Genomic DNA, 15,869 nt, shown 5'->3' with positions numbered 1-15,869 from the left:
ATCAGTACACCTTACTGGGGTCAAAGGCGTCACGGACTGCTTCGCCGATAAAGATCAACAGAGATAACAGCACGGCCAATACCAGAAAGGCCGTGATGCCAAGCCAAGGCGCTTGCAGGTTATTTTTGCCTTCCAATAACAGCCCGCCCAATGATGGCGACCCCATCGGTAAACCAAAACCGAGGAAATCCAATGAGGTCAGGGTGGTTATCGAACCACACAAAATAAAGGGCAGGAAGGTCAGGGTGGCGACCATGGCATTGGGCAGCATATGGCGCGACATAATCGTTCGGTCGCGTACACCCATAGCCCGCGCAGCTCGGATATAGTCATAATTACGGGTGCGCAGGAACTCGGCCCGCACCACGCCGACCAGCCCCATCCAGCCGAATAACACCGTGATGGCGAGTAGCCACCAGAAATTCGGTTGTACGATGCTGGAGAGTAAAATCACCAAAAACAGGGTTGGCATCCCCGACCAAACCTCAATAAATCGCTGGCCCAGCAGATCAATTTTCCCGCCGTAATAGCCCTGTATCGCCCCAGCACAGATACCAATCACACTGGAGAATAGGGTCAACGTCAGGCCAAATAGCAGCGAAATACGGAATCCATAAATTACTTTGGTCAATACATCACCACCAGTACTGTCAGTGCCCAATAAATTGGTACGACTGGGCGGTGAAGGGAAGGGTACATCCGTGGCAAAATTGATGGTGTTATTACTAAAACGGATGGGTGCCCAAATCGCCCAACCATTATTTTTAATGCGGTCAAGCACATAGGGGTCTTGGTAATCGGCTGCCGTGGTTAAAATTCCGCCAAAGGTAGACTCACTGTAATTGACCATAAAGGGCATGTAGATCTTGCCCTGATAGTTCACCAGCAGAGGTTTGTCATTGGCGAGTAGCTCGGCAAACAAGCTGATAATAAACAGCGTCAGGAAGATCCACAGTGACCAGTAGCCACGGCGATTCTGGCGGAAACGCGCCCAGCGGGCCTGATTAATCGCACTTAACCGTATCATTATTGGCGGCCCTCAAAATCGATCCGTGGGTCAACCAAGGTATAGGTGATATCGCTAATAATATTCAGCAGCAAACCAATCAGGGTGAAAATATAAAGGGTGCCAAACATCACCGGATAATCTCGCTGTAGTGTGGCTTCATAGCCCAGTAGCCCTAAGCCATTCAGTGAAAACATCACTTCGATCAATAGCGAACCGGTGAAAAACATACTGATAAAGGTGGCGGGGAAACCGGCGATCACCAGCAACATGGCATTGCGGAACACATGGCGATACAGAATCTTCTCCTCGGGTAGCCCTTTAGCGCGAGCTGTCACCACATATTGCTTGCGGATCTCATCGAGGAAGGAGTTTTTAGTCAGCATCGTCAATGTAGCGAAGCCGCCAATCACTGTTGCCAATACGGGCAGGGTGATATGCCATAGATAATCGGTGATTTTACCGTACCACGGTAGGGTGTCCCAGTTGCTGGAGGTCAGCCCGCGCAGGGGGAAAAGGTCGAAATAGCTGCCACCGGAAAACAGCACTACCAGTAAAATAGCAAATAAAAACGAAGGGATAGCGTAGCCGACAATAATTAAGGCGCTGCTCCAGTTATCAAAGGCGCTGCCGTTGCGCACCGCTTTTCTAATCCCCAAGGGAATAGAGACCAGATAAATAATCAGCGTGCTCCATAGCCCGAGTGAGATAGAGACTGGCAAACTGTGTTTAATCAGCGACATAACTGACTCGCCACGGAACAGGCTGTCGCCGAAATCAAAGCGCACGTAGCTCCACAGCATATCGAAATAGCGCTGGTGCAGCGGCTTATCAAAACCAAAGCGCTGTTTGATTTCGGCGATCACTTCCGGGTCTAATCCACGTGAGCCGCGATAGTTGCTATCACCCACTTGTGCCGCGTTCAAGCCCACTTTTGCGCCACCCAATCCGCCATCACCGCCACCGGTGCTATAGCCGCTGGAGTGGCCCAGTTCAATATTGGCTATCGCCTGATCAACGGGTCCTCCGGGTGCAATCTGTACAATAAAAAAGTTGATGGTGATAATCGCCCACAAGGTGGGAATGATCAGCAATAGCCGCCGTAATAAATATGCGCCCACAACAGCCCCCTATTGGCGTTCTGTTGGCAGGCGAGCTGCCTTGTTGACATCAAACCACCAGCTATCAAACCCTAGCGTATAGGTGGGGCGTTCCGCTGGCATTGAGAACTTATCCCAATACGCAAAGCGGCTATGATTGGAGTACCACATTGGAATCATCAGTTGGTTCCACGTCAACACTCGGTCAAGGGCACGGCCCAGAGAGAGCAGTGCCTCCGGTTGATCTTGATGCTTGATGATTTGGGCAATCAATTCATCGATGGCCGGATCTTTAATGCCAGAGGCGTTATAGGTGGAGTCAACATAAGCTGAGCCCCAAAAAATTTGCAGATTCGGGCTAGGGTAGGGGAAGGCGGCGTAAACTGTGGGGATCATATCGTAATCCCGACTGCGCAGGCGGTTAACAAACTGAGAGCTGTCCACCTCGCGGATTTTCATGGTAATGCCCAAGCGCTGCAAATTGTGTTTGAACGGCTGAACATATTGGAAGTTACTGCCGCTCAATAACAGCAATTCAAACTCAAAGGGCTTGCCGGTTTTGCTGTTAACTAACTGCTGATTTTTGACTTCCCAGCCCGCCTCGCTCAGTAATTCGCGCGCTTTTAGCAAATTATCGCGCGCATTACCGCTGCCATCAGTTTGTGGCGGCTGATAAATTTGGGTGAACACTTCTGGCGGTATTTTTCCTTTAAGTGGGGCCAGCCAAGCTAGCTCCGCGCTGTCTGGATACCCCTTGGCCGCATATTCGGTATTCTGGAAGAAACTATTGGTGCGTTGATAACTGTTGAAATAGAAGGCTTTATTCATCCAGTCGAAGTCAAACGCCAGTGTCAGTGCTTGGCGAACTCGTCGGTCACTAAAAATAGGGCGCTGGACATTAAATGCCAACCAACGGGTATTTTGTGCGGAGTTATCGACAATATCCTGCTTAATAATATAGTTTTTCGCAAAGTTGCCGCCCGCGTATTGGGTGGCCCAACTTTTCGGCGAGGTCTCTTCGCGGAAATCAAAGGCCCCGGCTTTAAATGCCTCCAGCGCCACTTTGTCATCTAAATAGTAGTCATAGCGGATAGTGTCAAAATTATACTGGCCCCGATTGACCGGTAAGTTAGCAGCCCAGTAATTTCTCACTCGATCATAGGTGACAAACTGGCCCATTTTGTATTTACCGATGCGATAAGGGCCGCTGCCAACCGGCGGCTTACTCAGCGGGTCACTCAGCTTATGGTCTTTCCAGAAATGCGCTGGCATGACGGGCAAACCAAACAGGCCCAGCATTTTATCTTTATTGGGTTCGGGGAATTCAAAACGTACCGTCAGGCGGGAGATGGCTTTAACCTGCACACCTTTATAGACGATACGAAATTGTGGAACGCCCTCGGTCATGAATTTATTGAAGGTGAAGGCAACATCCTGCGCGGTAATAGGCGTGTCATCATGAAAGCGGGCGCGGGGATTAATATCCACTTCAATCCAACTGAAGTCGGGGGCATAACGCGCAGATTCTGCAATTAATGGGTAATAGCTCCCAATCTCATCATCTGAGGTGCCAAATAGCGAATCATACAGCCTTTCAGTGCGGATGGCCGCGTTGCCACGTAAGGCATAGCGGTTGAAATTATCAAAGGTGCCAATGGTGGCTAACGTAATATCGCCGCCTTTGGGAGCCGCCGGATTAACATAATCGAAATGGCTAAAATCTGATGAATACTTAGGTTCGCCCAGTATGGCAAAAGATGCCCCCTCTTTAATAGTTTCAGCCTGTAGGCCAAAACTCAGGGCCGAAAGCGCCAAGGCAGCAAATAGGCGTAACAACATATTCGTGGTGATCTCCTGCAATTCATTCAGATAACAATAATCTTAAATGAAATTACCAGTTTGCAGGGGCGTAAAGCAAACATTAAGCCAATAATCTCTACCAGACTTTAAACTTCAGCGATGCTAGCTGTGGTCATTGACTCGAATTACTGACCTGAATCATGGCTGTTTGAGTATTGTACCAATGATTTTTGGACTGTTTTTTGTTAGCTATTTTGTTTATGACAAAATGTGATTAAAGCCTCAACAGACAACGGCTTGCTGAGTAAATAACCTTGCAGGTAGTTTACGCTGTGCTGCGCCAAATAGTGGAGTTGCTGTTCAGTCTCAACCCCTTCGGCGACAGTTTCAATATTCAGTTTCTTCGCCAACATTAATACGGCATCTAATACTGGTGCCGCCACCGTATTCACGCCGATAGTGCTGACAAACCCACGATCAATTTTAATATAATCTAACGTAAAACGTTCTAAATAGATCAGGGCGCTATGACCGGTACCAAAGTCATCGACGGCGATTTGCACGCCTTGTGAACGCATCCAGGCAAATTGCTTAATGGCTAACTCCTCTTCAACCATGCCCCGCTCAGTGATCTCAAATACGGGCGCAAAGATATCGGTATTTAATTGCTGCAACATATGGGAGACATCTTTGCGGAAATCGTCATCTGCCAGATGGACTGGGGAAATATTGAAAGCTAGCTTGGTGCCGACTGGAATGTGGTGCGCCATTAACTCACAGTCCCTGATAATCAACTCAAATAAATGCCGGGTGAGTGGTTGTATCAGATGTTGAGCTTCTGCATAGGGAATAAAGAGGTCCGGTGAGATTCGCCCTTCAATTGGGTGCTGCCAGCGAATGAGTGCTTCCAGACCAGATATTGTGCGATCATGTGAACGAAACACTGGCTGATATTCAACAAAGAATTCACCACGGCGAATACCGCGCAAAATTTCCGCTTCAGCACTTTGGCTGGCAATTAAAATATAATAAGCCAAAATCCCGACCAAACCTGCCAGTAACAGCCCGCCCAATAATGTCATGCGAATATCATCCGCAGTCAAACTGGTATGGTAGATCAAGACTTTAATTGGGTAGCCGGGTAATTGCACTTCACGGGCTGCCCTAGTAGGTAACTGGCTGATCGGTATGACTTTAGAATCAAAAGTTGTGACTGCTAATTCATCGATAATAATGGCTAAACCGTTGACTTGATTATCAGAATAATTCATTAACAAATAGGGGTGCAAAGTTAATTCCAGCGTAGCTAATACGCCGGTATTACCGCGACCGGCCTCTCGCAGCCAAACACCAATGGCTGGTTTGCTTGGCATCATAGGTGTGCCTTGCTGAATTTTAAAATCTAGCGGCTGGGTGACATTAAGTTCGGGATATAACACGCTGACCGGGACATGCATATTACCCGTTGCCGAAGAGCAATAAGCAATATCATTTCTCACCAATAAGAATGCCCTGACACCATTAGTAAATGCGGCTCGATAGTGAAGCGCGGAGCTGGCTTGCTCACAGCTCTTGTTGCTCAGTGGTATAAGCTGAGACATCGTGGTCGTCAGTTCATTCAGGAACTGGGAGGAGTAGGAGATAATGTGATCACTTTGTGTTGTTAATTTACGCTCGCTGCTGCGATAAAGTAATGACAACGTAATAATGACAAAACAAATAAAAAAACAGAGTGCAAGTATGACACTTTTTTTTACAAGATGGCGTCTGGATAGAATATTGCGTGAGAAAGCACTGCTTGAACCCATGTGACGCCGCTCCTCAGCATGTTCGATAAAGTGGTACGAGTATAAGTAAGTTAGCAGCGCCGCGCTACCAGTTTGCCAGTGGGCTTTATCGACATTAATTAGCTTATCAAATTGAATTTCAATCTAACCCAATATAAAGAAAAGATGCTCACTAAATGCATCAAATAAGTGAAATAGATGTTCACTGATATATTCCAGTAAAACAAATTTTCAGATTATTAATGCAATATACATATTCTTATAAAGGATAATCGTTGGTAGATATGCCTTGGTGCCAGTAGAGTCTTGGTTAATAGGTGCGCATCTTACACAGATAATTCTTGAGTTTCGCTGTTTTCAGCAAAAAAAGAGAATTCCTACAAACAGATCAGAATTGGGGGTAGAGGGGGAAATAGTCCACATCAGGCAATAAAAAACGCTGCCAGTGGCAGCGTTTTAGCATTTCGTTTGGTATCTCGGACAACAGGAATAAAAATTTGCTAGCTGCGTGAACCGCTACTTAGCACTCGGCGTCCATCGCGATAACGCTTATTCCAATAATCTTCATTTAGGCTCGATATTGTCACACCGACACTGGTCGAGGCATGAACAAATTTATCGTTACCTAGATAGATACCGACATGGCGACCAGTCGATCCTGCTCGGAACAGCACCAAATCACCGGGGCGCAATTTAGTTCGCTGGATTTTTTTACCGAGATCTTGCTGCTCAGAGGTCGAGCGCGGTAAATCCATACCAAATTGTTCACGGAAAGTGGTTTGTACAAAGGCGGAACAATCAATCCCGCGCTTGGTGCTACCGCCTAAACGATAACGAACCCCTTTCCACCCTGCATACTGTTCTAAAATCTTCGACTTGACGTCAACGTTGCGCACCATTGCTTCGAATTCATCCTGAGAGGCTTGCAGTAAAAGCCCATCTTTGTCATTAACTGCACGCATCTCAGTTTGCGAATTATTTAAGTTCGAAGTCTGTGGTGAACTACACGCGGATAACATTACCGCTACTGCAACCGCAGGAATTACCCGCAGAATATATCTCATAATAGGTTGAGACTTGACCATTGTTGTTGTTTTCCCTTGCTGTCCTTACGACGGATGTCGCTACCAAAATTGCCAAACGAATCGAGATTATGGCTTGTGGTCTGATGAGACAATCACTTAACCGAATAAATGTGCTGGAACGCACAATATTAATCAGGACAGCGGTGAAAATACTGATATCCGAGCACAAACGTTTTTGAGATTACCGTAATGATTAATAAAAGGCGAGCGCTTTTGTAGCCATTACTTTACTAAATGTTAATGTAACATAATGTAATATTTTATATTAAAGCGGAATAGATGAATTTGTAACCGTTTGGTGATAATAAATGAGGGGAAACGTTAATGAGGAAAGAGGCAAAAAAAACGTTTTTGCCTCAATATCGAATGGGCGCGGCTACTGGCTATTTGCCCCAGGCAAACGGCGGTTGATGGCATTAATTAGCTTATCGCTTAATGGCGTCAGTAATATCCAACTTGTCCCCACTAGCACGACCGAGAGCGAGCCGACAGCAATATCAGTGAACCAATGCGCTCCAATCATTACCCGTGGCAACGAGAAGATAACCACGATCAGTGAGGCGATGGCAAAGGCTCCACGAGAAAAATAGCGCAACATAAAGCAGGCAAAAATCATCAACATCATGCCATGGTCACCGGGGAAGCTGTCGCTCGAGGCATCTTTGGTCGGGATACCCGTTAATTCACTGACGCGATTGATATTCTCAAATGTCAGTGTCGGGCTGGGATGCGACACTGGCAGCAGATGACCTAATTGATTAAGGACAACGGCGGTCAACAGCATAACAAATCCCGTGACGATCAGACGGCGGCGGCCAGCAGATGTCTCCTTCATATAGAAGTAAAAGTAGAGCGCCCCCATACACATCAGCGAAATAACATCAAAAGCGCGATTATTGGTGATCGCCACCAAATGCAGGAATGAAGGGCTGGAGAGCAGGTGTTGGTTAAAATAGAAGAATATTGCCGAATCTATTTTAAACCAATAACCGTGATTCACAGGGATATACCAGGATAAAAATAGAGCTATCCCGAGTACGTTGAGCAGTAGTATTGTCGGTAAATGACGACGGGTCATGCGGTGGCCTATAAATGTCAATGTACGAATGGTGTAAGCAATAAAAATTGGGGCGCATTATACCCCTTTACATAACCGAATATTCAGTAATTCATGCTGTAATTTGTTCCAGTCGGCTTCAGTTGCACTAATCAGTTCAATTCGGCTATCTAATGGGGGGATTTGGCGTGTCTCGATTTGCAAATCAGCCCCTTGGCGATTAACCACCAGAGTACCCTCGGCAATACGCATCACCCCTTTGACTCGCTCCACGGGATTTAATCGCACCCACTCCAAGAGTGGAATCGTATCAAACACAGTATCAGCATTAAATACCCAGCCACAACTCAGATAATCTTGACCTTGATTTAACGCCCGACGCCAAGGCTCAGTGCCTTTTAAACTTAATGCTGCTAGCCCTTTTTGTCGCGACGAGCTGTGATGATGTGCACCATCAGGTAATTCATCATGATTACTGTGTGGCGTATCGAGCAGGGCAATATCAATTTTCCCCTGTTCAGCATAATAGAGTGGGCGTGAAGCGGGCTGTTGATCATGCCATTGCTGTAGTGCGGCGTAATCTACTGCGCTATAGGTATCTTGCTTATTTGCCACGATAATATCGGCGGCAGCTAATTGATCACGGAAATTCTCATTCTCCGTGTAACGAGGCTCACTCAACTGGCGGGCATCTAGCAGGCTAAGGGTGGCGCGTAAATCAATCCATGGCAGATAAGTGTCGGAAGTTAATAATGACAATATCTGTTTGGGATGGCCCAACCCCGTCGGCTCGATTAACAGCCGATCGGGTTTGGTTTGTTGCAGCAACATATTCAAGCCCACTTGCATCGGCAATCCATTAACGCAACACATGCACCCCCCCGGTATCTCTTTTAATACCGCACCACTGTCTGCGAGTAGCGCACCATCAATACCAATTTCACCGAATTCATTGACCAGAACCGCCCATTTTTCATGTTCTGGCTTCTGTGACAGCAAATGGCGAATAGTGGTGGTTTTACCGCAGCCCAAAAAGCCGGTAATCAAGTTTGTTTTTGTCATGGGGTGCCTCTGATATTAAATTTTTTTTCAATAATTTATCAAGGTGAAGGTGATTTTCAAGGTTACGATGAGTAAAGGATATAACACCGAGTAAACTTATTATTAAACGAAAAAAGCGTAAATAGAGAATATTTCCTAGGCAAGGTAGGAGTCCTGCCTAATCGTTATACACCGATAAGAAATATAATTCACTTCTTCGAGGTATTTTAGTGAGTTATAGGCCGAGTAGGGCAATAAATAATGCCCTATCATTTCCATTGCTCTGCTTGAAATCCTCTATCATTTAAAATGACAGACATGAGAGTCGAGGTGGTTATGAGTAATTGTCGGGTACTATTTATATTAGCAATAATGTTTTCATGGGTAATATCTTCTCCTGCAAGTAGTGCGCAATCTAACCTGTCAGTGACAGGCACAATCACATTCCACGGAGCCATTGTAGAAAGCCCATGCAATACGGCTGTAGTTGGCCAAACGATGACGACAAGTTGTTACCGTAATGGTGAAACACAGACTCACAGACAAACTCTCTCCAGCAAAATGCCCTTGATCTCCCAATTTCCCGCTATTTTAGCCTCTTCTCGCATGGAATGGCTGAACCCACAGCGTAGCTTGGGAGTGATGACGGTGACTTACCTTTAATATTTAAGCTAATAATATTCCTAGTCGCTGACAAACACGGTTTATCACTTCGATAAACCGTGATAAACCTCATGATGCTGTTTGACCGCATGATATACTGTTCATCATTCATATACCCTTTGGTCAGGCCAATTTAGCCTGTCTATGCTAGCGGTTGATGCAGGAAATAAGGTTATGCGGTTATATCAGGAAGTGGGCGGTCGGCTGCGAGAGGCGATTGTCAGCGGGCAATACCATGTGGGCGATCGTTTACCGCCTGAACGAGATATTGCTGAAAATTTTAGTGTCAGTCGCAGTGTGGTGCGTGAAGCGCTGATCATGCTGGAGCTGGAGAAGTTGGTTGAGGTGCGCAAAGGCTCCGGGGTGTATGTGGTTAATGTGCCTGAGCAGCTTGCCGAAGGTGAGTCCGCCGTGTCAGCCGACAGAGGTTACGGCCCCTTTGAGCTACTGCAAGCCCGCCAACTGCTGGAGAGTGAAGTCGCCGCCTTTGCCGCCATGCAGGCCACCAAGGCGGATATCATCAAAATGCGTCAGGCCATTGAGCAGGAAAAAACAGCCTTGGCCGCCGGGGCGGTAGATGAGAGTGCAGATGAGCTGTTTCATTGTCTGTTAGCGCAATCGACACAAAATAGCGTGCTAGCCAATATGGTGGCTGAGGCTTGGCAAGCGCGAAAAAATAGCGCGATGTGGCAGGGCGCTCACAGCCATACTCTTGATTTCAGCTACCGCTGGCAATGGCTGGAAGATCATCAGAAAATCCTGCAAGCGGTATTGCGTCGTGACAGTAAAGCGGCCAAGCAGGCCATGTGGCAACATTTGGAAAATGTAAAACTGAAATTGTTGGAGCTATCTGATGCAGACCATCCAGACTTCGACGGCTATCTGTTTGAGTCAGCGCCGTATCAGCTTGAAGAGTAGAAGATAACTGACCAATAAAAAGTATTGGCTGAATAAATCGATTTCAGCCAATACACTTTCGTTAAATTAAGCCTGCTGCGCCAGCCGTTTTACACTCTCTTTCGCGCCAAATTGTTGCAAGCTGAGATAAGCCTCTGTGACCGCCTGCACAAATTCGGGCTGCTGTGGCAAGGCTTCACCAAACAGCGACTTCAGCGAGAGCAAACTTTGTACGCGAGCAACCCCCTCTTCACTGGTGGCGACACATTGTTTGAAGCTGTCAGCCATTGGGTCACGGATATCAATAGCCTGACCGTTATCATCCACACCACTGACATAACGCATCCAACCGGCGATACCTAATGCCAGGCAAGGATAGGTTCCGCCATGTTGTAAGTGCCAACGCACGGAGTCCAGCATCCGTTGTGGTAATTTCTGGCTGCCATCCATGGCTATCTGCCAGGTGCGGTGTTTTAGCGCCGGATTGCAGTAGCGCTCGATCAATTGATCCGCGTAGGCATTAAGGTCAACACCCGTGACACGCAAGGTCGGCGCTTGTTCATCCATCATCAAGCGACGTGCGGTCAGACGATAATTATCGTCAGCCATGCAATCATTAATGTGTTGATAACCCGCCAAATAACCCAGATAGGAGAGATAGGAGTGGCTGCCATTCAGCATGCGCAGTTTCATCTCTTCAAACGGCAAAACGTCATCCACCAACTGCACGCCAGCCACTTGCCAATCAGGGCGGCCCGCCACAAATTTGTCCTCAACCACCCACTGAATGAACGGCTCACAAGCAATGCCACAAGGGTCAGCAACACCCAAAGTTTCGGCGATCTCCTGCAATGTCTCTGCGGTTGCTGCCGGAACAATGCGGTCTACCATGGTATTAGGGAAGGTGACATTTTGGCTGATCCAACGGGCCAGTTCGGGGTCACGTGCGGTTGCCAAGCCCAGTACCGCATTTTTGACGATGTGGCCGTTTTCCGGAATATTATCGCAAGAGAGCACGGTAAAGGGTGGCAGACCTCGTAAGCGGCGCAGGCGGAGCGCCTCAACCAAAATACCCGGAGCGGAGCTCGGGGCATCAGGTATTGCCAAGTCTGCGCGGACAAACTCATTTTGCAGGTCCAGTTGGCCCGTGCCCGGTTCGATGCAGTAGCCTTTTTCAGTGATGGTCAGCGAAACGATAGCCACTTGGGGTTCGGCTAATTTTTCCAGCACCTGCATGACGCCATCTAAACGCGCATGTACAGACTCACAAACAGCACCGACAATCACCGCCTGATTGCCTTGCGCGCCTTTCTCCAGCACCGAGAAGAGATGATCTTGTTGGCGTAAATTTTGAATCAATACGTCGCCACCAAACAGGCTGACTTCACAAATGCCCCAGTCCCCCCCTTGCTTATTCAATACCCTGTCTGTGAGGAGTGCCTGATGGGCGCGATGAAATGCGCCAAAACCGATGTGAACAATACGGCTTTTCAGCGCTGTTCTATCATAAGTGGGCAGTTGTACGCTGGCGGGAAGTGTGCTGTTGGCAATGGTGTTCATACGTGGCTCCAAAATCATTTACCCCCGATCATCACCAAGGGCTGACATAAAAGGTGGCAAATAAAAAGTTGTTAGACCAGTTTTAGTGCGCTATTCGTAGGAAAAAAGCCACACCATACCGACCATTTTCTTTTGCTTGTTGCCATGATTATCGGCTTGCAGTGTAAAGCCATATGACAGAAAATAAAATTGGTAAGTCCAATATTGGTTATATTCGTGAGTTGGATCAACCAATGAGGTTTTGCTTTTTGACACCGAGCTTGTAAAGAGTAAGGATAAAGCTGAGTGATACCTCTTGGAAATCGGTATAACAACATTTTTAGCACCTGAACAGTTTACGCATCCGCAGAAGGTAAAAATAAATGGAACAAACATGGCGTTGGTATGGCCCCAATGATCCGGTGTCGTTAGATGATATCCGTCAAGCTGGCGCAACCGGAGTAGTGACTGCATTGCATCATATCCCGAATGGTGAAGTCTGGCCGGTGAGTGAAATCAAACAACGGCAGGCTGAATTAGCGGCTAAAAATTTGGTGTGGTCGGTCGTGGAAAGTGTGCCTATTCACGAAGAGATCAAAACTCACAGCGGTAACTATCAGCAACATATTGAAAACTATCAACAAACGCTGCATAACCTTGCTGCCTGTGGTATTGATACCGTGTGCTACAACTTTATGCCTGTGCTGGACTGGACACGAACGGATCTGGAATATCAATTGCCGGACGGCTCCAAAGCATTGCGTTTTGATCAGATAGCTTTTGCCACCTTTGAGCTGCATATCCTGAAACGTCCCGGTGCCGTCAATGACTACACGGCTGAAGAGCAGGCGCAAGCGGCAGACTATTTCGATGCCATGTCTGAGGCGGATATCGCCAAACTGACTGGCAATATTATTGCCGGGCTGCCGGGCGCTGAAGAGGGCTATACACTGGATCAATTCCGCGCGCGTCTGGCAGAGTATGACGGCATTGATAAAGCGCAACTGCGTGAAAACATGGCTTATTTCTTACGGGCAATTATCCCGGTTGCGGAACAAGTCGGGCTGCGTATGGCGGTACACCCAGATGATCCACCGCGCCCAATACTTGGCCTGCCGCGTATTGTTTCCACCATCGAAGATATGCAGTGGCTGAAAGAGACCGTCGATAGCATTCATAACGGTTTTACTATGTGTACCGGTTCTTATGGTGTGCGTGCCGATAATGATTTGGTGAAAATGATCGAAACCTTTGGTGATCGCATTCACTTTACTCATTTGCGCTCTACTTGCCGAGAAGGGAATCCAAAAACCTTCCATGAAGGCGGCCATTTGCAAGGTGATGTTGACATGTACTCCGTGGTTAAAGCGATTTTAACCGAAGAGCAACGTCGTCAAGCGGCGGGTGACATGCGCCCGATCCCAATGCGACCCGATCATGGTCACCAGATGTTGGATGATTTGCATAAGAAAACCAATCCGGGTTACTCGGCGATTGGCCGCTTAAAAGGGTTGGCTGAAGTGCGCGGCGTGGAGTTGGCGTTGAAGCGGGCGTTCTTCCCAGAGCTGAAATAATATACCCGTCATCTTTCAAGTTGCAGGTGTGTTGGCTGCGTCCAATAACCCGAATCACTTACTGATTGAAGTGACCGTTTTGATGTAAGCCAACATATCTAACAGTTAAGGGCCAGAACTCCTAGCCCTTAATGCAAAGATACCCAATAGATTTCAAGATGCAGGAAGGCGGCAAACGAATGAATCCCGATGAGCTGACATAAGTCAGTGATTCGGGTGACAAATCTGCCGGGAGCAGATTTGAACGCTGCTTGCAGCGGCCTCGCGGAGGCGAGGCCCATGGATGGGCCGAGTAACGAGAGCAGCCAACACACCTGCAGTTTGAAAGATGAAGGGTATCAGTCTGCGCGACCCATATAGCGACGTTCTGCAATATGAATACGGATTTTCTCACCTGGGCTGATATATTCAGGCACCTGAATAGATAGGCCGGTGCTCATCACTGCCGGTTTGTTACGGGCGCTGGCTGATGCCCCTTTGATGCTCGGTGCGGTCTCCACAATTTCCATATCAACCGTCTGTGGCAACTCTAATGCCAGCAATTGACCGTCCATCGTTAACACCTGCATACCCGGCATACCGCCTTCAGGAATAAACAGCAATTCATCTTCGATCTGCTCTTTCTTGAAGTTGTATGGGGTGAAATCTTCATCATCCATAAAGACATATTCGTCGCCATCGATGTAAGAGAAATTCACCGTGCGGCGGGTCAGGGTGATGGTATCGAGGATCTCATCGCCCTTAAAACGCTCTTCCACTTTTAAGCCGGTACGCACGTCAGAAAAACGCATTTTATACAGCGTACTTGCGCCACGGGCGCTCGGGCTTTGCACATCAATATCTTTCACCAGCAGCAATTTGCCGTTGAGGTTGACTGCCATACCACGTTTAATTTCGTTAGCTCTTGCCATTTATTAACCGCCAATCAGGATTGAAGATAAGTTGCGACAAGTTACTCGTGCGGCGTGATTCAGGCAAGCAGCCAGAGCAAAAAAGAGTGAGATTTTCGCCATAAAATGGGCCTTACGCATACACAGGTAAAATACCCAATAGCGCGGCAATATGTGCCACCGCATTAATCACGCCAAACAGGATAATAAAGCCAATCATCACTTGCCCGCCCGGCGCTCGATAAGCGGCTTGTGGGAAGCGACGACGACTGGCGCGCGCCATCAGTGCCGGCACGATGACCGCCCAAATAGTGGCGGCTAAGCCCGCGAAACCAATCGCGTACAAGAAGCCATCGGGGAACAGCAGAGCACCGATAGTGGGCGGCACAAAAGTGATTAATGCTGATTTGGTCCGCCCGTTACGATCATCGGAAAATTTAAAGAAATCCGCAATGTAATCGAACAACCCAAGGGAGACACCCAAGAATGAGCTGGCCAGCGCCATATAAGAGAAAGCGTTGAGTAACTGGCTGGTGGCCTGACGGGCTGAGACGGTATCCATCTGTTTCAGCAAGCTGCCGATATTCCCGCCGTCGGCAATCACTTGTTTGAAGGCATCCCGAGCAATATTGCCCTGAATGGCATACTGCCACAGCACATAAATCACCAATGCAATCAAGGTGCCGAACAGCAGGCTCTGCACCACGGATTTGCTCTCTTTTTGGTAGTATTTCACCAGCCCTGGCACATTGCCGTGGTAGCCAAAAGAGGTCAGCAAGTAGGGCAGTGCCGCCAGCGCATAAGGCAAATAGCTGGCGCTACTGTCGGTTTGATTGAACAAAACCGCACTTTCCACATGGCTAAACATATCACCGACAGACATAACAAAGGTGATAACCATGCCGCCGATTAATATCGTACTCAGACGATCCACCGCGCGGGTGGATAACCACACGATAAATGCCACCAATACAGCAAAGATAAAGCCCGCCGTGGTCTGGCCAATGCCGGCCACATTTTGCAGTGTATGGGAGATAATGGAGCCGCCAGCAGAGATATAGGCGTAGGTCAGGATGTAGAGCACAAAGGTAATCGACAACCCATTAATGCTACTCCAAACCTTGCCGAGCAAATCTTGCACCATGGTGTGAAAACTGGCCCCTGTGGGGTAATTCAGGTTTGCTTCCAGAATCATCAGGCCGGAAATCAGCATACAGGCCCAAGTATAAATCAGCAGCATCACTGAGCCGCTAAACCACACTCCCGCAGTCACGATGGGGATTGAGAACATTCCTGCGCCCACGGCGGTTCCGGCGACAATCATCGCGCCGCCAAGGACGGAGGGTCGTGACAAAGGTTGGGATAATTCCATCGACAGGCAACTCCAATTACGTTGGGGACAGATAAAATGGTTAACAGCTATTTATAGT

At 47.9% G+C, this 15,869-nt stretch carries 12 protein-coding genes; 2 read left to right on the top strand and 10 right to left on the bottom strand.

Going from position 1 to position 15,869, the window contains the following annotated elements:
- Position 1: 1 nt before the first annotated feature.
- The 7 genes from HRD69_RS18445 to HRD69_RS18415 all read right to left on the bottom strand — a co-directional run bounded on the left by HRD69_RS18445 (position 2) and on the right by HRD69_RS18415 (position 8,897).
- Positions 2-1,027: an ABC transporter permease gene (locus HRD69_RS18445; protein WP_032814013.1), complete on the bottom strand. Its 1,026-nt coding sequence runs from the start codon at positions 1,025-1,027 to the stop codon at positions 2-4.
- Positions 1,027-2,127 carry a microcin C ABC transporter permease YejB gene (gene yejB / locus HRD69_RS18440; protein ID WP_004874738.1) on the bottom strand — a complete coding sequence of 367 codons (1,101 nt, stop codon included), beginning with the start codon at positions 2,125-2,127 and terminating at the stop codon, positions 1,027-1,029. The genes HRD69_RS18445 and yejB overlap by 1 nt, the downstream gene beginning before the upstream one ends.
- Before the next feature lie 9 nt (positions 2,128-2,136).
- Positions 2,137-3,945 (bottom strand): extracellular solute-binding protein, encoded by a 1,809-nt coding sequence (locus tag HRD69_RS18435; protein WP_032814014.1) that lies wholly within the window; start codon positions 3,943-3,945, stop codon positions 2,137-2,139.
- 206 nt (positions 3,946-4,151) lie between these two features.
- Positions 4,152-5,714 carry a cyclic di-GMP phosphodiesterase gene (locus HRD69_RS18430; protein ID WP_004874740.1) on the bottom strand — a complete coding sequence of 521 codons (1,563 nt, stop codon included), beginning with the start codon at positions 5,712-5,714 and terminating at the stop codon, positions 4,152-4,154.
- A gap of 479 nt (positions 5,715-6,193) precedes the next feature.
- Positions 6,194-6,778, bottom strand: a complete 585-nt coding sequence (mepS, locus tag HRD69_RS18425; RefSeq protein ID WP_032814015.1) for a bifunctional murein DD-endopeptidase/murein LD-carboxypeptidase — start codon at positions 6,776-6,778, stop codon at positions 6,194-6,196.
- Positions 6,779-7,154: 376 nt separating this feature from the next.
- Positions 7,155-7,856, bottom strand: a complete 702-nt coding sequence (locus HRD69_RS18420) for a phosphatase PAP2 family protein (RefSeq protein ID WP_032814016.1) — start codon at positions 7,854-7,856, stop codon at positions 7,155-7,157.
- A gap of 57 nt (positions 7,857-7,913) precedes the next feature.
- On the bottom strand, positions 7,914-8,897 hold the full coding sequence (locus tag HRD69_RS18415; protein ID WP_004874742.1) for a CobW family GTP-binding protein: 984 nt from the start codon (positions 8,895-8,897) through the stop codon (positions 7,914-7,916).
- A gap of 816 nt (positions 8,898-9,713) precedes the next feature.
- Between HRD69_RS18415 and HRD69_RS18410 the strand changes: the two genes are divergently transcribed.
- The gene (locus HRD69_RS18410) at positions 9,714-10,457 is read left to right on the top strand and encodes a GntR family transcriptional regulator (protein WP_032814017.1); all 744 of its coding nucleotides are present in this window, start codon (positions 9,714-9,716) and stop codon (positions 10,455-10,457) included.
- A 66-nt stretch (positions 10,458-10,523) separates the two neighbouring features.
- On the opposite strand, the gene HRD69_RS18405 is transcribed toward HRD69_RS18410, so the two are convergent.
- Entirely contained in the window at positions 10,524-11,996 is a 1,473-nt protein-coding gene (locus HRD69_RS18405; protein WP_032814018.1) for a mannitol dehydrogenase family protein, read from the bottom strand.
- 362 nt (positions 11,997-12,358) lie between these two features.
- Between HRD69_RS18405 and uxuA the strand changes: the two genes are divergently transcribed.
- Positions 12,359-13,549 carry a mannonate dehydratase gene (uxuA, locus tag HRD69_RS18400; protein WP_004874747.1) on the top strand — a complete coding sequence of 397 codons (1,191 nt, stop codon included), beginning with the start codon at positions 12,359-12,361 and terminating at the stop codon, positions 13,547-13,549.
- A gap of 338 nt (positions 13,550-13,887) precedes the next feature.
- Here uxuA and yeiP read toward each other — a convergent pair whose 3' ends face one another.
- Entirely contained in the window at positions 13,888-14,460 is a 573-nt protein-coding gene (yeiP, locus tag HRD69_RS18395) for an elongation factor P-like protein YeiP (protein ID WP_004874748.1), read from the bottom strand.
- Between the two features lie 112 nt (positions 14,461-14,572).
- Positions 14,573-15,817, bottom strand: a complete 1,245-nt coding sequence (mtr, locus tag HRD69_RS18390) for a tryptophan permease (protein WP_032814019.1) — start codon at positions 15,815-15,817, stop codon at positions 14,573-14,575.
- Between the last annotated feature and the right edge of the window lie 52 nt (positions 15,818-15,869).

Origin of the sequence: Yersinia mollaretii ATCC 43969, from assembly GCF_013282725.1 — a bacterium.
In the GTDB taxonomy this organism is placed as follows: Bacteria; Pseudomonadota; Gammaproteobacteria; order Enterobacterales; family Enterobacteriaceae; genus Yersinia; species Yersinia mollaretii.
This window is presented reverse-complemented; position numbering and strand designations above follow the sequence as displayed.